Genomic DNA, 17,451 nt, shown 5'->3' on the forward strand with positions numbered 1-17,451 from the left:
CCTCACGTCAACGTCAGGTTCTAGAGTAGCGGGCGTCGAATGAACACGTCATTTCGGCCCATAAAGGTAAGGCAGGACACTATGCGTGCAGCTCGCTTCCACGAGTACGGCGGCGTGGACAACCTGGTGATCGAGCAGGCGCCCGACCCTCGTCCCGGACCTGGCGAGATCCGTATTCGCGTCGCGGCGGCCAGCGTCAATCCCATCGACTGGAAGCTGCGCTCCGGCGCTCTGCACCAGTTCCTTCCGGTGGAGCTGCCCGCCGTTCCCGGGCGGGACGCCGTCGGCGTGGTCGACGAGGTCGGTGCCGGTGTGACGGGGGTGAGCGCCGGTGACCGTGTCTTCGGGCTGGGTGGTGTCACCGGGGCCACCGCCGAGCTGGTCGTTCTCTCGGCCTGGGCCCCCGCCCCCGCCGAGTGGAGCGACGAGCAGGCCGCGGCCGCCGGTCTCGCTTCGGCGACCGCGATGGGCGGGCTGAACGCGCTCGGCCCTCTCGCGGGGCGCACCCTGCTCGTCGAGGGGGCGGCCGGAGGGGTGGGCAGTGCCGCCGTCGAGATCGCCGTGGCGCAGGGCGCCACCGTGATCGGGACGGCGAGCGAGCGCAACCACGAGTTCCTCGCCTCGCTCGGCGCCACGCCCACGACGTACGGCCCGGGCCTCGCGCAGCGCCTCGCCGCGCCGGCGCCGCACGGCATCGACATCGTCCTCGACACCGCGGCCTCCGGCTCCCTGGACGACCTCGTCGCGATCGCGGGCGACCCGACGCGCGTCGCGACGGTCGCCGACCACGCGCGCGGGGAGCGCCTGGGCACGCACGTGGTCAACGCCGAGAACGACTCGGCCCTGCTGTCCGCAGCGGCCGAACTGGGCCGGCAGGGCCGCTACACACCCCGCATCGAGCAGAGCTACCCAATGGAGAAGATCGCCGACGCCCACGCCCACGCCGAGCGCGGCCGCACCCGCGGCAAGATCGTCATCTCCGTTCTAATCTGACGGGGTGACGAAACCTGAGGGGAGCCTGGTGCCGCGCCCGGGCGCGCGCGTGGTGTTGCTGGACGACACCGGTCGGGTACTGCTGTTCTCCGCCCTGAACAAGGAGGACGGCACCGTCCGGTGGTTCACCCCTGGAGGCGGACTTGAGCCGGGCGAGAGCCACGAGCAGGCAGCCCTGCGGGAGTTGCGGGAAGAGACCGGGCTGACGAACCTCTCGCTGGGGCCCGAGATCTGGCGAGGGCGTCCGTGGACAGCGGTCCGGGACGGCGTCACCCATGAGGTTCGCCAGCGCTACTACATGGCCCGGACGCCTGCGTTCCAGGTCGACACCTCGGCTTTCGAGGAGATCGAGAAGGCCGCGATCACCGGGCACCGCTGGTGGACCGTGGCGGAACTGGCCGCGACCTCCGATGTGCTGCGGCCGGCCGAGCTGCCGGAACTATTGGCGTCGTTGCTGAACGACGGCCCGCCGAACCGGCCGATCCCCGTGGACGGCTGAGCACACCGCCGGCCGACCGCCCCACTGCCGCGTCCCGGCGGTGGGGCTTCTCATGCGCCCTCAGGCAGCGTCGAACTCGCCACCCTTGACGCCTGCCACGAAGCAGGCGAACGAGGCGGCGGGGATGCTCAGAACCGGACCGGCCGGGACCTTGGAGTCACGGACCGGGATGACGCCGTGCACGGCGACGAGGTTCGTGGCGACCTCGATGCAGTCGCCGCCGTTGTTGCTGTACGAGGACTTGAACCAGCGGGGGGATTCGGTCGTCACGGGATGCCCTTTCGCAACTCACTGATCATGGCCACGGATGCCGCTTGTGACATCGCTTCGCCTTGTAGTTGATGGTAGGCCGTCAACATGGGCACCACAGAGGCGCTTTCCCGGTCCAGGTGTCCCTGAGCCTGAGACTCCGCGTAACAGAGCACGGACCGATCCGACAGCGTCAGCAGATTGACGGGCAGGTCAAACGTGCGGCGCTCGCCAATCTCGTACGGTGCCACCTGGAGCAGCGTGTTCGGCAGTCCGGCGAACTCGACGAGACGCGCTAACTGAGCGTCCATCACGGCAGCCCCGCCAATAGGCCGGCGGATGCAGCTCTCGTCCAGGGTGACGAACACCATGGGGGGACGGGGCCGCACCAGCGCCGCTTGCCGCTCTGCCAAGAACGAGACGCGTTCCTCGGCCTGTTCGGGAGTGATGGCACCTCGCCGCACAGCGCTGTCCGCCAACACCCTTGCGTACTCCGGCGTCTGCAACAGCCCCGGAATGATCCCAATGTTGTAGAGCCGGATCTCCACGGCCCGGCTCTCATGGCCGACGTACTGCGGGAAGCCCTCCAGAAGCGATCCGTGTCGGATCTCGCGCCACTGGCGCTCGAACGTGTCAGCGGTTTCTCCAGTGTCGAAAACGCGATCCGCACTGCGCGAAAAGCGGAGAGTTGGCATCTTGCGACCAACTTCCACGGCCGAGATGTGCGTGCCGGAGTACCCCATCCGTTCGCCCAGCTCTTCCTGTTTCCACGCGCGAGCCTCACGTGAACGGCGGATACGCGCCCCGAAGGCAGCTTGCGGGCTGCTCTCTGGGTCCAAGTCCTTGCGGTTCAAGTCGACATCACCAGTCTTCCGTTCATGACTGACACGTTGAACAGCTCCCGACCCTAGGCCACGCTGAACGCCCTTGGTAGTGAAATGACTACAGAGAGGTGCGGTCATGCATGAGCAGAACCGCGTCCAACTCCCGCCCGCCGGGACGCTCATGGTGGACAGCGGCCATGACGACCGCGTCGGGGAGTTCCGGGGCGTCGCCGGCCCGTACTGGTCGCTGCGGCCCATCGGTGGGGGGCCCGAGTGGGAAGCCGACCCCGCGTGCGTCCGGCCCGCCACCCGTGACGAGCGGCTCGGCGCCCGTACCGCGTACGAGAACGCCAGGAGCCGGGGGGAAGTGGCATGACCGCCCACAGCGCCGGCACCGCCGGGTGCCGGGTCTGCCAGGAGTTCGAGCTGGCCGCATCCGTGGCCCGGAGCGAGAGGGACGAGAGCAGGGCGACCGACTGCCGGGTGCTGCACAGGCGGCACCTGGACGCCGAACACGCGGCGCACGGAGAGCAAGGAGAGCAGTCGTGAAGCGCGTCTCCGGCGGGGCGAGCGAGCCGCCCCCGGCATGGCATCGCGTCGGCCCGGACCCGGAGTCCCGCGCCCGGTTCCTCGCCGCGCTGGACCTCGCGATCGAGCGGCGCGTCAGCGAGTGCGCGGCCGAGGCGGCCGGGCTTGAGGCGCTCGCGGCCGCCGTCGAAGCGGTGGCCGCGGCGTTGAAGGGCGTGGACGGTCCCCGGGGGCGTGCCACGTGACCGGTACGGGCTACGCGGCCGAGATCACCGTGACCGACGGGCAGCGTGCCGTGTCGCTGGGCGAGGTCGTGGTGCGCAATCGCCGGCTCGCCCTCCGGTGGCTGCGGCGGGAGGCGTTTCGGCTCGCGGAGGGGACCGGCGCTCCGTCCGGCTCGGGGCATCTTGGGCGGCCCGACGTGCGGTCGGCCGTCCTGAGGAGCCGCACCGTGCTGGACGGGCTGTGGGACTGGGCCGAGGACCACGCGCAGCAGGACGAGGCGATGGGGCGGCTGGAATCCGGGTGCCCCGACGCGTTCACCGTGGTCGATCCCGTCGCGGGGCTGCTGGTGACGCTCGCCGTGCGGCGCGTCCGGTCGAGTCCGGTTGCCGCCTCGGAGCGGGCACCGATGGCGCCGGTCGGCGCCCCCGCGCACCTCGCCTCAGGGCAGCACTCGTACGAGCGCGTCCAGCGTGCCCGCCCAGGCGCTGTCGGTCGGGGTTCCGTAGCCGATGACCAGTGCCTCGCGTCGCGCCTCGGCGTCCGGGTGCCGGAAGGCGGACAGGCCCTGCACCGCGAGCCCCTGCCAGGCCGCCGAGCGGACCACCTCGGCCTCGCTGCCCTCCGGGAGTTCGAGCACGGCGTGCAGCCCGGCGGCGATTCCGGTGACGCGGAGAGAGGGGGCCCTCTCCGCCAGTGCCGCGACGAGCTGGTCGCGGCGGTTGCGGTAGCGCAGGCGCATGGAGCGCACATGACGGTCGTACGCGCCGGAGGCGATGAACTCCGCCAGTGTCAGCTGGTCCAGCGCGCTCGACGCCCAGTCGCTCCAGCCCTTGGCGGCGGTCACCTCGCCCACCAGTGACCGCGGCACCACCATCCACCCCATCCGCAGGCCCGGTGCCAGGGACTTGCTGGCCGTGCCCAGGTACACGACGCGTTCGGGGTCGAGGCCCTGGAGGGCGCCCACCGGCTGACGGTCGTAGCGGAACTCGCCGTCGTAGTCGTCCTCCAGGATCAGCCCGCCGGTGCTCCGCGCCCAGTCGACCGCGGCGGCCCGCCGGTCCGGATGGAGCGGTACCCCGGTCGGGAACTGGTGGGCGGGCGTGAGCAGCACCGCGCCCGCGCTCCCCTTCCCGCCCAGTTCGCCGGTCCTGGAGCCGAGTTCGTCGAGCGGCAGGCAGGGGATGCGCAGCCCGGCGTCGGTGAGCAGGCCCGCGTGCTGGGGCAGTCCGTACGACTCGACCGCCACCTCCCGCACGCGGCGCTCCCGCAGCACCTTCCCCATCATCCTCAGCGCGTGGACGAAGCCTGCGCAGACCACGATGCGGTCGGGGTCCGCGTACACCCCGCGGGCCCGTGCCAGGTAGTCGGCGAGGACGGTGCGCAGCTCGATGCGGCCCCGCGGATCGCCGTAGCCGAAGGCGTCGTTGGGCGCGCGGGTGAGGGCGCGGCGGGCCGCCTTCAGCCATTCGGCGCGGGGGAACGTCGCCAGGTCGGGCGAGCCGGGCATCAGGCTGTAGGCGGGGCTGGGGCGGGGCGGGCGGGATCGCGGCGTCCTGGTGGCGGACGCGCGCGGCTCGGCCCGCTGCGCCACCCGGGTGCCGGAGCCCTGCCGGGCGGTGAGCCAGCCCTCGGCGACCAGTTCCGCGTAGGCGTCGGCGACCGTGTTGCGGGCGATGCCGAGGTCGGCCGCGAGCGTGCGCGACGACGGCAGCCGGGTCCCGGGTGCCAGCCGCCCCGTCCTCGCCGCCTCGCGCAGGGCCTCCATGAGCCCGGCCCGCAGTCCGGTTGCGCCGGTCGGGTCGATGTGCAGGTCGGCACCGAAAGTGGCCCAGGGATCCGTCATGGAAATGGACCATACCGGTACGCCACTCACCGCGTAGCTTCGTATGCATGACCACGAACACGCACCACCACGCGACCTCCGACCTCGTCCCCGAGCACGCCCCCCGCATGCAGTGGGCCGAGCACGCCCCCGACGTCTACAAGGCGATGGCCCGTCTGGAGGCCGCGTCCCGCAAGGGGCTCGACCCGGTCGTGGCCGAACTGGTCAAGATCCGGTCCTCGCAGCTCAACCACTGCGCGTTCTGCCTCGACATGCACACCAAGGACGCCCTCGCCGCGGGCGAGTCCATCGAGCGGATCGTGCAGCTCAGCGCGTGGGAGGAGTCGCAGCACTTCTACACGCCGAAGGAGATCGCGGCGATCGAGCTCACCGAGGCGGTGACCGTCCTGACCGACGGATTCGTGCCGGACGAGGTGTACGCGAAGGCCGCGAAGCACTTCGACGAGACGGAGCTCGCCCACCTCATCGCCGCGATCATCACGATCAACGCCTGGAACCGGTTCGCCGTGTCCACCCGGATGGTCCCCGGCCACTACACGCCGGGCGACCACAGCTGACCGGCACATCCCCCGCCCCTCCCCCGTCTGGAGCCCCCGCGATGACCGCGTCCGAACTGCGCGCCCTGCACCGGGGCCGCACCCCGGGTGACCCGTTGGTCCTGCCCGGCCCCTGGGACGCCGCGAGCGCCCGCGTCTTCGCGGACGCGGGGTTCCCGGCCCTGGCCACACCGAGCGCGGGCGTCGCCGCCTCGCTCGGGTACGAGGACGGGGAGACGCCCGCCGACGAGATGTTCGCGGCGGTGGCTCGGATCGCCCGTGCGGTCCCCGTCCCCGTGTCGGCGGACATCGAGGCGGGGTACGGGCTGGCGCCGCGGGAACTGGTGGAGCGGCTGCTCGACACCGGGGCGGTCGGCTGCAACCTGGAGGACTCGGCGGACGGCGTCCTGATGGAACCGGAGCGGCAGGCGGACCGGCTGGCGGAGGTGCGCTCGGTCGCCGGGGACGCGCTCTTCGTCAACGCGCGCGTCGACACCTACGTCCGCGGCGTCCCGGCCGGTACGGACCAGGAGGCGGAGACCGTGCGCCGCGCGCGGCTGTACGTGGCCGCCGGCGCGGACTGCGTCTACCCGATCGGCGCCCCGGCCGAGTCGCTCCCCCGGCTGGCCGCCGCGGTGACCGTACCGCTCAACGCGCTCTCCCGGCCGGACGGTCCGGGCCCGCGCCGGCTCGGGGAGCTGGGCGCCGCCCGGATCACCTTCGGCCCCGGACTCCAGCGCCGGGCCATGGCCGCCGTCCGCGGGTTCGCGGACGAGCTGCGCAAGGCCTGAGCCCGCGCCCGGCCCGTACGCACGCACCCGCTCGGAGAACGCGGACGCCCCCGACCGCAGCACTCGGCTGCGGTCGGGGGCGTCCGGCGTGACCGCCATGCCCGCGAACGGGCGGTGGACGGCCGGTGGATCAGATCAGGCCGAGCTCGCGGACCGCGTCGCGCTCCTCGGTGAGCTCCTTCACCGACGCGTCGATGCGCGCACGGGAGAACTCGTTGATGTCCAGGCCCTGGACGATCTTGTACGTGCCGTTCTCCGTGGTGACCGGGAACGACGAGATGATGCCCTCGGGGACGCCGTAGGAGCCGTCCGACGGGATGCCCATCGAGGTCCAGTCGCCCGCGGCGGTGCCGTTGACCCAGGTGTGCACGTGGTCGATCGCGGCGTTCGCGGCCGAGGCGGCGGAGGACGCGCCACGGGCCTCGATGATCGCGGCGCCGCGCTTGGCGACGGTCGGGATGAAGGTGTCGGCCAGCCAGGCCTCGTCGTTGACGAGCTCGGCGGCGTTCTTGCCGGCGATCTCCGCGTGGAAGATGTCCGGGTACTGGGTGGCCGAGTGGTTGCCCCAGATCGTCAGCTTCTTGATGTCGGAGACGGCGGCACCGGTCTTGGCGGCCAGCTGCGAGATCGCGCGGTTGTGGTCGAGGCGGGTCATCGCGGTGAAGCGCTCGGCCGGTACGTCCGGGGCGGCGGCCTGCGCGATGAGCGCGTTGGTGTTGGCCGGGTTGCCGACGACGAGGACCTTGATGTCGTCCGCGGCGTTGTCGTTGATCGCCTTGCCCTGCGGCTTGAAGATGCCGCCGTTGGCGGAGAGCAGGTCGCCGCGCTCCATGCCCTTGGTGCGCGGGCGGGCGCCGACGAGCAGGGCGACGTTGGCACCGGCGAAGCCGACGTTGGCGTCGTCGGTGATCTCGATGTTGCGCAGCAGCGGGAAGGCGCAGTCGTCGAGCTCCATCGCGGTGCCCTCGGCGGCCTTCAGCCCCTGCGGGATCTCCAGGAGACGCAGGTTGACCGGCACGTCCGGGCCGAGCAGGTGGCCGGAGGCGATGCGGAAGAGCAGCGCGTAGCCGATCTGGCCGGCTGCGCCGGTCACGGTGACATTCACGGGAGTGCGGGTCATGGCGATCTCCGTTAGACAGCTGGCGGTGGGGGCTCCTGGCCCCTGGTGCTGGACATCCCTGAATCTTGATGTGAAGAGATATCCGTCGGTCAGGCTATCCGACCCGGAACCCGGCGGCCGCCCGCCCCCCTGTGGCACCGCACACAACCGGTCACTCCCCGCGCACCCGGCCCCGGGTGCGGGCCCGCGTCCGCACCCGTGCCCTCAGCCGGCCTGTTCGGCCGTGCATCCCTGCGTACCGGAGGCGAGCGTGGCGCACGCCTGGACGTCGGCGGTCCGCTTCACCGCGACCATCGGCGTGTACGCCTCCGCGGCCGCGCCGACCGTGCCGTTCTGCCCGGCCGCCGTGCCGGCGGTGATCTCCACGGTGTCGCCGGCCGCGGCCTTCGTTATCCGCGCCCAGGCCGCCGCGCAGGTCTTGCTGTAGCGCACCTCTATGACGCTGCCGCCGACGGTGGCGCTGGAGAGCGTGCGGGCGTACTCGCCGCCGCAGCCCATGTCCTCGGGGTCCTGCCCCACGCAGTCGGCGCCGCTGCACTTCACGCCGTCGGGAAGCCTGGGCGCGCTGGTCGTCGGTGTCGGCGAGGGCGTGGGCCCTGCTGCGTCGCCCTTGGTGTCGCCGCCCGCATTCATCAGCAGGACGACGCCGGTGACGACGAGCAGGACGCCCACGACGGCCGCCGCGATCACGGCCGGTTTGCGGTTGCCCCCGGCCCCGCCCTTGCCGCCGTCGCGAGGTGCGGGCGGCGGCTGATGGCCGCCGATGCCCGCGGCGAAGGCCACGGCGGGCGGCAGTCCGTGGCCCGGGGCGGCGTCCGGCCCGGCGTGCGACTGCGGCTGCTGCGGCATCCGCGGCAGGGATCCGCGCTGGACCGGTACGGACGGTGTACGGCCCTCGCCCGGCGCCTGGTCCGCCACCGCTCCCCCCGCCGTGCCGACGGCGCCCGAGGGACGGCTCCGGCCGTGGCCCCGCGGGGTCCCGGTCTCACCGAGCGCGGCCCGCGCCTGGGTGATCCGGATGGCCTCCATCGTCATGTCGTGGCGCATCTCGGCCCGGCTCCAGGCCCGTTCCGCGAGCTCCCACATGGTGTTGAGATGGGACTGGTTGGTGCCGGTCACCTCGGCGAGCGCGACGATCGCACCGCGGGGCGCGAGCAGCCGGCCGTTCAGATACCGCTCCCACGACGTCTTGCTGTAGCCCGTGCGGTCGGCGACTGCGGCGATGCTCAGGCCGCTGCGGTCGACGAGTCTGCGCAGCTGGCCGGCGAACTCTCGGATCTGCGGGTCGAGCTCGTCCGGCAGTGCCTTCCAACGAGGCATTACTTCCCCCTACAACCACTACGACTACGACTACGACGTGACGCGCTGCTTGTGCACGCGTGTTTCCCGCTCGCTCCAGTCAGCCCGCGCTGCCCCAGGACGCGTCCGACGCGCCGCGCATGCTCCTGCCCCCTGTCCGGACCGGTGGTCTTCCGTTCCGGACTACCCAGGTAGATGCGCAAACGCAGACTGACAGTTCCTGGAGAGAGAGCGCACGGTGGCATTCAGGCGTCCGAGCGCACGTTCGCGCGCCCCCACCCGTGGCTGCCGGGCCAGTCTGCCATCGTTGCCCGTTGATCACACCGTGGCGGAATGGTCACTTCCGTGCCACAGGCCACAGTCATCCCTTGTACCGGGGAACGCCGTCCACAAGGCTGGACTCAGGACGGGGCAAGGCCGCTCAAGTCGCCGCTTACCGGAGCTTTTCGGAGCTCTTCGGGGCTTTTCGGCTCCGGTGCGCCCCGCCCTCGGTGTCCGTCCCTTCTCGGGGGAGGGGACGGACACCACCCGGCGGACCGGTGCCAGTGACCCGGATCGGCGGATCGGCGGATCGGGTCAGCGGATCGTGAAGTGGACCGCGTCCTCCAGGAACGGGATGTCGAGCCACGGTTGGGGCTGCGCCATGAGCGACAGCATCACGATGAGGATGCCCAGCAGTCCGTACGTCACCAGGTCGGTGAAGCGGGAACGGACCGCGAGCATGCCCACCGAGGGGACCACGAGGCGCAGGACCGCACCTCCGATGAGGGCCACCCCGATCAGGATCGTGCCGATCCGGAACGCCTCGGCGAACGGATCGGTGGCCACGATCAGCAGTCCGGCCCCGGCCGTGCAGAGCACGGAGATCAGCGGCCACTGACGGGCGGGCGCCGGGGCGTCCCCGGCCGCCGCCCGGCCGCCGCCCTCGGGACGCGCGGTGTCCCGGGTGAACGACGGGAAGCGCCGCGACCGGCGTGCCGTGGACGGCGTGCCGGGGGCGGGCGCCGGGTGGCTGCCGGTGCGGCCGTCCGGACCTTCGGCGGAGCCGTCGGCCGGTGCCTCGACCGTGCTCCCGTCCGCATTGCCGCCCGTAGCGCCTTCCGTACCACCGGCCGGGGCGTCGACCGCGGCGTCAGCCGCTTCCTCGCCCTGCTCGGCGGCCGGCCCGGTCGCCGGGGCGGCCCGGTCGGCCGGACTCGTACCAGCACCCATGGGGTTCCTTCCGGATCGGATCAGCCGGGTCAGACGGCGTCGGCCGCGTCGGCGTCGCGCTCGGCCGCCTCGACCACGTTGACGAGCAGCTGGGCGCGGGTCATCGGACCGACACCGCCCGGGTTCGGCGAGATCCAGGCGGCGACCTCGGCCACGCCCGGGTGGACGTCACCGACGATCTTGCCGTTCTCGTCGCGGCTGACGCCGACGTCGAGCACGGCCGCGCCCGGCTTCACGTCCTCGGGCTTGATGATGTGCGGCACACCCGCGGCGGCGACGATGATGTCGGCCTGGCGGAGGTGGGAGGAGAGGTCACGGGTACCGGTGTGGCACTGCGTCACCGTGGCGTTCTCGGACTTGCGGGTCAGCAGCAGCGGGATCGACCGGCCGATGGTGACACCGCGTCCGACGACCACGACGTGCGCACCGTTGATCTCGACCCCGTGGTGGCGGAGGAGCTCCACGACGCCCTGCGGGGTGCAGGGCAGCGGGCCCGTCTCGTTCAGCACGAGCCGGCCCAGGCTCATCGGGTGCAGTCCGTCGGCGTCCTTGGCCGGTTCCATGAGCTCCAGGACCCGGTTGGTGTCGATCCCCTTGGGCAGGGGCAGCTGCACGATGTAACCCGTGCACGCCGGGTCGGCGTTGAGCTCGCGGACGACGTCCTCGATCTCCTCCTGGGTGGCGGTGTCGGGGAGTTCGCGCTGGATGGAGCCGATGCCGACCTGCGCGCAGTCCTTGTGCTTGCCGTTCACGTACCACCTGCTGCCCGGGTCGTCCCCGACCAGCAGGGTTCCCAGGCCGGGGGTGATGCCCCGGGCCTTGAGGGCCGCCACGCGGACGGTGAGATCGGACTTGATCGCGGCTGCGGTGGCCTTGCCATCGAGAATCTGGGCAGTCATGTCCCCATACTCGCGGATGACCCCGCCCGCGGACCAATTGCAGGTGCCGGCCGTGGACACAAGGTTGCACTTGGACAACTTCTTGGGCAGCGGCTGGACAAACTTACGTCCCGCTTATAACGATGAAGGCCGCAGTGCCGCAGAAGTACCCGGGGGGCGGACCGCTGATGTTTTCTTTCCTCCGCGCGGCCGCATTCGTCCCCGTACGTCCGTTGGAGGAACGCCCCAGATGAGCTTCGGCGACCCGAACCCGAACAACCCCTACGGGCAGCAGCCCGGTCAGCCGCCCCAGGGCCAGCCCGGCTACGGCTACCCGCAGCAGGCCCCGCAGGGAGTACCGCCGCAGGGTCAGCCGGGTTACGGCTATCCGCAGCAGCCCGGCGTGCCCCCGCAGGGCCAGCCCGGCTACGGCTACCCGCCCCAGCAGCCGGGCGGCACCCTCCAGGCCAACAACGGCTACATCAACGTCCCGGGCCTCGGCACCGTCGAACTCGCCACGATGGGGCGCCGCCTGGGCGCGCGTGCGCTGGACGGCGTCGCGTACGGCATCCTCTACGCGATCTTCTCGGCGATCGGCATCGCGGGCCTCGTGGGCGCCTCGAAGACCGTCGACGACTGCAGCTCCCACGAGTACGGCACCGCCGCGTACAACCAGTGCGTGAACGACGCGGCCTCGGCCAGCGTCGGCATCGTCGCCGGCTTCTTCGGCTTCATCGCCCTGTTCGCACTGATCGCGCTGCTCTACGAGTGGCTGATGGTCTCCATCTGGGGCGCCACGCTCGGCAAGATGGTCCTGAACGTCAAGGTCGTCAAGGAGAACACCGGCCAGGCCCCCGGTCTGGGTGCGGGCTTCATCCGCTGGATCATCCCGATGGTCGGATCGCTCTTCTGCGGTCTCGGCGCGCTGCTGGTCTACCTCTCGCCCTTCTTCGACAACTCGGGCAAGCTCCAGGGCTGGCACGACCGCGCCGGCAGCACGATCGTCGTCAAGACGAAGTGAACCCGCTGACGGTGTAACCACCCTCACCGCCCGGTACGGCAAAGGCCGCCGGTCCCCCGCTCGTTGCGGGGGACCGGCGGCCTTCTGTCTTCGGGTCGGCAGGCCTTCGGGGCAGCCCGCCTCCGGGTCAGTGGAAGAAGTGGCGCGTGCCGGTGAAGTACATCGTCACGCCCGCCTTCTTCGCGGCCTCGACCACCAGCTCGTCACGGACCGAACCGCCCGGCTGGGCCACGGCCTTGATGCCGGCCGCGGTCAGGATCTCCAGCCCGTCGGGGAAGGGGAAGAAGGCGTCGGAGGCCGCGTACGCGCCCCGCGCCCGCTCCTCGCCCGCGCGCTCGACCGCGAGCTTCGCGGAGTCGACGCGGTTGACCTGGCCCATGCCGACGCCGACCGATGCGCCGTCCTTGGCGAGCAGGATCGCGTTGGACTTGACCGCGCGGCACGCCTTCCACGCGAAGGAGAGCTCCCGCAGCTCGTCGGCGGAGAGCGCCTCGCCCGCGGCCAGCGTCCAGTTGGCCGGGTCGTCGCCGTCGGCCTGGAGGCGGTCGGTGACCTGGAGCAGCGCGCCGCCGTCGATGGGCTTGACCTCGACCGCGGCGGACGGGGCCTCGGGGCAGCGCAGCACGCGGATGTTCTTCTTGCGGGTGAGGACCTCGACCGCGCCGTCCTCGTACGCCGGGGCGACGATGACCTCGGTGAAGATCTCGGCGACCTGCTCGGCCATGGTGACGGTCACCGGACGGTTGACGGCGATGACGCCGCCGTACGCCGACAGCGGGTCACAGGCGTGGGCGTTGCGGTGCGCCTCGGCGATGTCGTCGGCGATCGCGATCCCGCACGGGTTGGCGTGCTTGATGATCGCGACGCACGGCTCGGCGTGGTCGTACGCGGCCCGGCGCGCGGCGTCGGTGTCCGTGTAGTTGTTGTACGACATCTCCTTGCCGTGCAGCTGCTCCGCCTCGGCGAGGCCGCCCTCGCCCGAGGTGTAGAGCGCGGCGGGCTGGTGCGGGTTCTCGCCGTAGCGCAGGACGTTCTTGCGCTCGTACGTCGCACCGGCGAAGTCGGGGAAGCCCGAGTCGTCCGCGGCGGCGTAGTCGGCGGCGAACCAGGAGGCGACGGCCACGTCGTACGCGGCGGTGTGCTGGAAGGCCTCGGCGGCGAGCCGCTTGCGGGCGGTCAGGTCGAAACCGCCCGCCTCGACGGCGGCCAGGACGTCGGCGTACCGCTCGGGGCTGGTGACGACGGCGACCGACGGGTGGTTCTTGGCGGCGGCGCGGACCATCGAAGGGCCGCCGATGTCGATCTGCTCGACGCACTCGTCGTCCGAGGCGCCGGAGGCGACGGTCGCCTTGAACGGGTAGAGGTTGACGACCACCAGGTCGAACGGCTCCACACCGAGCTCGGCGAGCTGCTCGCGGTGGGCGTCCAGGCGGAGGTCGGCCAGGATGCCGGCGTGGACGCGCGGGTGCAGCGTCTTGACGCGGCCGTCGAGGCACTCGGGGAAGCCGGTGAGCTCCTCGACCTTGGTGACCGGCACTCCGGCGGCCGCGATCTTCCCGGCGGTGGAGCCGGTGGAGACCAGCTCGACACCCGCCTCGTGCAGACCGCGCGCGAGGTCTTCGAGCCCCGTCTTGTCGTAGACACTGACCAGGGCGCGGCGGATGGGCTTATTCACCGACATGACCGAGATGAACCTTTCGTCCCTCAATGCGATAGCCGTCACGGGCGAGCCGCCCCACGGCCTCGACGAGCAGCTTGCGCTCGACTTCCTTGATGCGTTCATGGAGGGCCGCTTCGCCCTCCGGGGTGTCCTCTTCGGTCACCTCGACCACGCCCTGCGCGATGATCGGACCGGTGTCGACGCCGTCGTCGACGAAGTGGACGGTGCACCCGGTGACCTTCACGCCGTACGCGAGCGCGTCGCGCACACCGTGGGCACCGGGAAAGCTGGGAAGCAGGGCGGGGTGGGTGTTGATGAACCGGCCGCCGAACCCGGCGAGGAACTCCTTGCCCACGATCTTCATGAATCCCGCGGAGACCACGAGGTCCGGGCGGTGCTCGGCGGTGGCCGCGGCGAGCGCCGCGTCCCACTCCTCGCGGGTCGCGTGATCCCTGACCCGGCACACGAAGGTGGGAAGCCCGGCACGCTCGGCCCGTTCCAGACCGGCGATGCCGTCACGGTCCGCACCGACCGCGACGATCCGGGCGCCGTACCCCTCCGGATCGTCACCGATGACGTCGAGCAGGGCTTGGAGGTTCGTACCGGAACCGGAGACCAGGACGACCAGGCGGGCCGGTCCGGCGGAGGAGAGCGGGGAGGCCACGGCTGGGCCCTTTCTCGCGTGTGGAGCAGTTCGAAGCGGCCGCACCACCCGCCGCGTTGCGGGAGCAGCGGCACGGCGGCCATGCTGTTTGTACGGTCGTACGAATGAATCGCGCCCCCCGATACGGGGAACTCTACGAACGAGCCGACCGTCAGCAACGATACCGGCACCTCGGGAAGCCCTTGTCTGACGGGGGTGAGGGACCGGTGACCACAGGGGTCCCCGCAGGGGTCCGCGGGGGCGGGGCCGCCGGATGACAGCTGTCGGCCACCGCGCCTGTACTCCCCGCTTTCGGCCCCTCCGCGCCGGAGGGTAGCGTCAGGGGACAGCGCACCGTCCGCCGGGCGGACATGACGAGATGGGGAAGACGTTCACCACATGCCGGACCGACGCCGCACCGCCTTCCGCCACCCGCTGCCCGAGCGGGCCTCACTGCTGATGCGGGAGCGCCAGTCCCCCACGCCGGGCTCCTCTTCGTCCTCCTCCAGCCCCTCCTCCTCCGGCCCCTCTTCTTCCTCCTCCACGCCGTCCGGGGCATCCGGGCCGGGGGACGACAACCCCTTCGCCCCGCCGCCCGAGGACCGTCCCGACCAGCCGTGGCAGCCGCGCCACCCGGTCAACGGCGGTACGAACGGGAGCGGGAACGGCGAGGGCAACGGCGGCTCCGGGGACGCGCCCGAGGGCGACCCCTCCGACGACCGCCCCGTCTGGGGCAGCCAGTGGAGCAGCCACCAGCCGGGGCGCCAGAACGGCACCTTCGGCGGACGGCCCACCGGTCCGGGCGGGCCGAACGGCCAGGGCGGCCAGGAGAAGCCCCCCGGCGGCATGCGCTGGGACCCCACCGACCCGGTCCAGCGCCGCGCGCGCTACTCGCTGCTCTCCGGCATGTGGGCCTTCTTCTTCGCCATCTTCGACTTCCCGGAGATCGCCCTCCTGCTCGGCGCACTCGCCACCTACTGGTCGATCAGCGCGCTGCGGGCCAAGCCGAAGGAGCCGTCGGCGACCGGCGGGACCACCGGTCCGGCCGGACCGGCCGCGACTCCCGGCACGCCCGCCGTCGGCCAGGGGCCGGGCACCGCGCCCGGTACGCCGTACGGGCCGGCCCAGGCCCCGGGATCCGCGGCAGCGGGCCCGCCGGCGAACAACTACCTGCAGCGCGGCAGCCGGCAGCAGACGACGGCCGCGGTCAGCGGTCTGGTGACGGCCCTGATCGCCCTGTCGATCGTCGCGACGACGTTCACCGTGCAGCTGGTCTACCGGGACTACTACACCTGCGTGAACGACGCCCTCACCAAGTCGGGGCAGATCGCCTGCAACGACCTGCTGCCGAAGCCGCTGGAACCCTTCTTCGGCGTCAAGAAGTAGCGTCCGGCGGACCGGCCCCCGCGGGCCGGTCCGCCGGGGCGTCGCTCGCTGACACGTCAGGCGGTGACGCCTCGTCCGTCTCCGCGTCGGCCGGCTTCGTCTCCGCCGGCTTCGCGTCTGCCACCTTCCTGTCCGCCGGCTTCGTGTCCGCCGGCTTCGCGTCTGCCGCCTTGATGCCGGCCGCCTTCGCGTGCCAGGGGTCGGTGGGCAGGAAGTCGTACGGTTCGAACTCGTCGTCCCCGCTCCCGTCCCCGTCCCCAGGGCGGGGGCCCGTCGGTGCCGCGCCCCGGCCGGCGGAGGGGCGGGGCACGGGCACGGAAGGCCCCTCCGCCCCGGCGCCCTCCGGCGCCTCGGCCGTCTCCCGCTCGGCTGCCGTACCCCCGCGCAGCCGCCAGGCCCGCAGCAGCAGCGCCATCGGAACGGCGAGCGCCGCCGTCCACGCCAGGGCCGCCGCTCCCGTCAGCCACCACACCGGGCCGAACTCCGCCAGTGTCCGGGTCCCGAGCGGGCCACCGGCCGCCGCCGCCAGCAGCGCGGCGCCGATCCCGCAGCCGACCGCTCCCAGCCCGGTGGTGAGCGCCGTCTCCCGCAGGGTCCACGCCTCCTCGCGCTCGCCGTGCGCGGGCGCCGCCCTCCGTACGGTGAACCAGGCGACCGTCAGGGCGGCCGCGACCGGCACCGCGGCGGTCGCCCAGTTCAGGGGCGTCCCGGACCCCTGGGCCGGCAGCGCGGCCAGCAGGGGGAAGTTCGGCAGCGCCGGGCGCCCCGAGAAGGCGAGCGGTCCGGCCGTGGAAGCCGTCCCGAGCGCGAATCCGGGGCCGAGCCCGTACGCCGCACCCCACACCGCGGCGTTCGGCACCAGCGCCAGCGCCAGCAGGAGCACCGCGAACCGCCCGGCCCAGTCGCCGGACAGCCGCAGGAAGGACTCCTGGACCGGCTCCGCGTGCCACACCAGCGCCGCCGCGGTCACCAGCGCACCCCCGCCGAACAGGACCGCCACGCCGGCCGTCGCGGACCGGCCCACCGCCTCCGCGCGCCGGGCGAACCGGGTGCGGGCCATCGCCTCGTGCAACCGCACCGGCGCCCAGGAGGGCGGCGGCCCGAGCGGGCGCCCCGACGCCGTCCACACCCCGGCCGCCGCCGCAGCCGCCACCACGAGGGCCGACGGGAACAGCAGGGACAGCGGGCGCGCGGACAGCGAGGCGCCCCGCGCGTAGAGCGCCACAGCCGTCCCGACCAGCAGGTATCCCGCGGTCACCAGGGCGAACGCACCCCCGGCCGAGGGCGCGCGCTGCCCCTCGTCGGGCTCCAGCACGTCCCTGGCCGCCCGGTGCACCAGCCAGACCGGCAGGACGGTGAGCAGCAGGGGCACGATGCCGACCGGGGCCGGGGTCCCGGTCAGGGTGTCGGTCCTGATCAGTTCGGCGCCGTGCGCGAGCAGCCAGAGTCCGGCCGCCGCGTGGAAGGCCGCGCCGGGGCCGCTGTCGGGGGCCGGGGAGCAGATCCACAGCACCACCACGAGCACGGCGACGGAGCCCAGTCCGAGCCCCGCCGCGAGCGCCCCGCGCAGGAGCGCCCGGGCCGACGCGGCGGACCGCCCCCGCTCTGCCGACAACAACGGGCCGCGTTCGGTCATTTGGGTCACACCGCAATGCTCCCAACGACACGCGCTTATTCCGTGTAACGGGCGAACGGCCGTTGTGTCGCCCAATATACGGTTATGTACTTTTTCACCCAGTGCAGG

General features: G+C 72.4%; 19 protein-coding genes. 9 read left to right on the top strand and 10 right to left on the bottom strand.

The window, feature by feature from the left end:
- Positions 1–81 precede the first annotated feature (81 nt).
- Together OG521_15270 and OG521_15275 are read left to right on the top strand one after the other, a co-directional pair.
- Positions 82–993: an NADP-dependent oxidoreductase gene (locus OG521_15270; GenBank protein WUW22082.1), complete on the top strand. Its 912-nt coding sequence runs from the start codon at positions 82–84 to the stop codon at positions 991–993.
- A gap of 4 nt (positions 994–997) precedes the next feature.
- Entirely contained in the window at positions 998–1,492 is a 495-nt protein-coding gene (locus tag OG521_15275) for an NUDIX domain-containing protein (protein WUW22083.1), read from the top strand.
- 60 nt (positions 1,493–1,552) lie between these two features.
- On the opposite strand, the gene OG521_15280 is transcribed toward OG521_15275, so the two are convergent.
- Together OG521_15280 and OG521_15285 are read right to left on the bottom strand one after the other, a co-directional pair.
- A complete protein-coding gene (locus OG521_15280; protein ID WUW22084.1) occupies positions 1,553–1,762 on the bottom strand; it encodes a DUF397 domain-containing protein in 210 nt (69 codons plus the stop codon).
- Positions 1,759–2,595 carry a helix-turn-helix transcriptional regulator gene (locus OG521_15285; GenBank protein WUW22085.1) on the bottom strand — a complete coding sequence of 279 codons (837 nt, stop codon included), beginning with the start codon at positions 2,593–2,595 and terminating at the stop codon, positions 1,759–1,761. The genes OG521_15280 and OG521_15285 overlap by 4 nt, the downstream gene beginning before the upstream one ends.
- A 106-nt stretch (positions 2,596–2,701) precedes the next feature.
- On the opposite strand from OG521_15285, the gene OG521_15290 reads away from it, so the two are divergent.
- Genes OG521_15290 through OG521_15300 form a run of 3 tightly spaced genes read left to right on the top strand, consistent with a single transcriptional unit; the run spans position 2,702 to position 3,338 of the window.
- A complete protein-coding gene (locus tag OG521_15290; protein ID WUW22086.1) occupies positions 2,702–2,941 on the top strand; it encodes a hypothetical protein in 240 nt (79 codons plus the stop codon).
- Positions 2,938–3,114 (top strand): hypothetical protein, encoded by a 177-nt coding sequence (locus tag OG521_15295; GenBank protein ID WUW22087.1) that lies wholly within the window; start codon positions 2,938–2,940, stop codon positions 3,112–3,114. The genes OG521_15290 and OG521_15295 overlap by 4 nt, the downstream gene beginning before the upstream one ends.
- The gene (locus OG521_15300) at positions 3,111–3,338 is read left to right on the top strand and encodes a hypothetical protein (GenBank protein WUW22088.1); all 228 of its coding nucleotides are present in this window, start codon (positions 3,111–3,113) and stop codon (positions 3,336–3,338) included. The genes OG521_15295 and OG521_15300 overlap by 4 nt, the downstream gene beginning before the upstream one ends.
- A 419-nt stretch (positions 3,339–3,757) precedes the next feature.
- On the opposite strand, the gene OG521_15305 is transcribed toward OG521_15300, so the two are convergent.
- Positions 3,758–5,161 carry a PLP-dependent aminotransferase family protein gene (locus OG521_15305; GenBank protein WUW22089.1) on the bottom strand — a complete coding sequence of 468 codons (1,404 nt, stop codon included), beginning with the start codon at positions 5,159–5,161 and terminating at the stop codon, positions 3,758–3,760.
- A gap of 47 nt (positions 5,162–5,208) precedes the next feature.
- Between OG521_15305 and OG521_15310 the strand changes: the two genes are divergently transcribed.
- Together OG521_15310 and OG521_15315 are read left to right on the top strand one after the other, a co-directional pair.
- On the top strand, positions 5,209–5,718 hold the full coding sequence (locus tag OG521_15310) for a carboxymuconolactone decarboxylase family protein (GenBank protein WUW22090.1): 510 nt from the start codon (positions 5,209–5,211) through the stop codon (positions 5,716–5,718).
- A 41-nt stretch (positions 5,719–5,759) separates the two neighbouring features.
- Positions 5,760–6,488 (top strand): isocitrate lyase/phosphoenolpyruvate mutase family protein, encoded by a 729-nt coding sequence (locus OG521_15315; protein ID WUW22091.1) that lies wholly within the window; start codon positions 5,760–5,762, stop codon positions 6,486–6,488.
- 130 nt (positions 6,489–6,618) lie between these two features.
- Here the strand turns inward: OG521_15315 and OG521_15320 are convergent, their stop codons facing one another.
- From OG521_15320 to OG521_15335, 4 genes are all read right to left on the bottom strand, one after another.
- Positions 6,619–7,608, bottom strand: coding sequence for a malate dehydrogenase (locus OG521_15320; protein ID WUW22092.1), 990 nt, complete (start codon positions 7,606–7,608; stop codon positions 6,619–6,621).
- Between the two features lie 204 nt (positions 7,609–7,812).
- Positions 7,813–8,928, bottom strand: coding sequence for an XRE family transcriptional regulator (locus tag OG521_15325; protein ID WUW22093.1), 1,116 nt, complete (start codon positions 8,926–8,928; stop codon positions 7,813–7,815).
- A gap of 555 nt (positions 8,929–9,483) precedes the next feature.
- Positions 9,484–10,119, bottom strand: coding sequence for a DUF3017 domain-containing protein (locus tag OG521_15330; GenBank protein WUW22094.1), 636 nt, complete (start codon positions 10,117–10,119; stop codon positions 9,484–9,486).
- 29 nt (positions 10,120–10,148) lie between these two features.
- Positions 10,149–11,018, bottom strand: a complete 870-nt coding sequence (locus OG521_15335; protein WUW22095.1) for a bifunctional methylenetetrahydrofolate dehydrogenase/methenyltetrahydrofolate cyclohydrolase — start codon at positions 11,016–11,018, stop codon at positions 10,149–10,151.
- 229 nt (positions 11,019–11,247) lie between these two features.
- Between OG521_15335 and OG521_15340 the strand changes: the two genes are divergently transcribed.
- Positions 11,248–12,018: an RDD family protein gene (locus tag OG521_15340; protein WUW22096.1), complete on the top strand. Its 771-nt coding sequence runs from the start codon at positions 11,248–11,250 to the stop codon at positions 12,016–12,018.
- A 127-nt stretch (positions 12,019–12,145) separates the two neighbouring features.
- Here the strand turns inward: OG521_15340 and purH are convergent, their stop codons facing one another.
- Together purH and purN are read right to left on the bottom strand one after the other, a co-directional pair.
- On the bottom strand, positions 12,146–13,699 hold the full coding sequence (gene purH / locus OG521_15345; protein ID WUW22097.1) for a bifunctional phosphoribosylaminoimidazolecarboxamide formyltransferase/IMP cyclohydrolase: 1,554 nt from the start codon (positions 13,697–13,699) through the stop codon (positions 12,146–12,148).
- Positions 13,686–14,342, bottom strand: a complete 657-nt coding sequence (gene purN / locus OG521_15350; GenBank protein ID WUW22098.1) for a phosphoribosylglycinamide formyltransferase — start codon at positions 14,340–14,342, stop codon at positions 13,686–13,688. Before purN ends, purH begins: the two co-directional genes overlap by 14 nt.
- A 378-nt stretch (positions 14,343–14,720) precedes the next feature.
- Here purN and OG521_15355 point away from each other — a divergent pair, with 378 nt between their 5' ends.
- Entirely contained in the window at positions 14,721–15,707 is a 987-nt protein-coding gene (locus OG521_15355) for a hypothetical protein (protein ID WUW22099.1), read from the top strand.
- On the opposite strand, the gene OG521_15360 is transcribed toward OG521_15355, so the two are convergent.
- Positions 15,697–17,343, bottom strand: a complete 1,647-nt coding sequence (locus OG521_15360; GenBank protein WUW26688.1) for a DUF6350 family protein — start codon at positions 17,341–17,343, stop codon at positions 15,697–15,699. The genes OG521_15355 and OG521_15360 overlap by 11 nt on opposite strands.
- Positions 17,344–17,451 lie beyond the last annotated feature (108 nt).

The sequence above is a fragment of the Streptomyces sp. NBC_01463 genome, from assembly GCA_036227345.1.
In the GTDB taxonomy this organism is placed as follows: domain Bacteria; phylum Actinomycetota; class Actinomycetes; order Streptomycetales; family Streptomycetaceae; genus Streptomyces.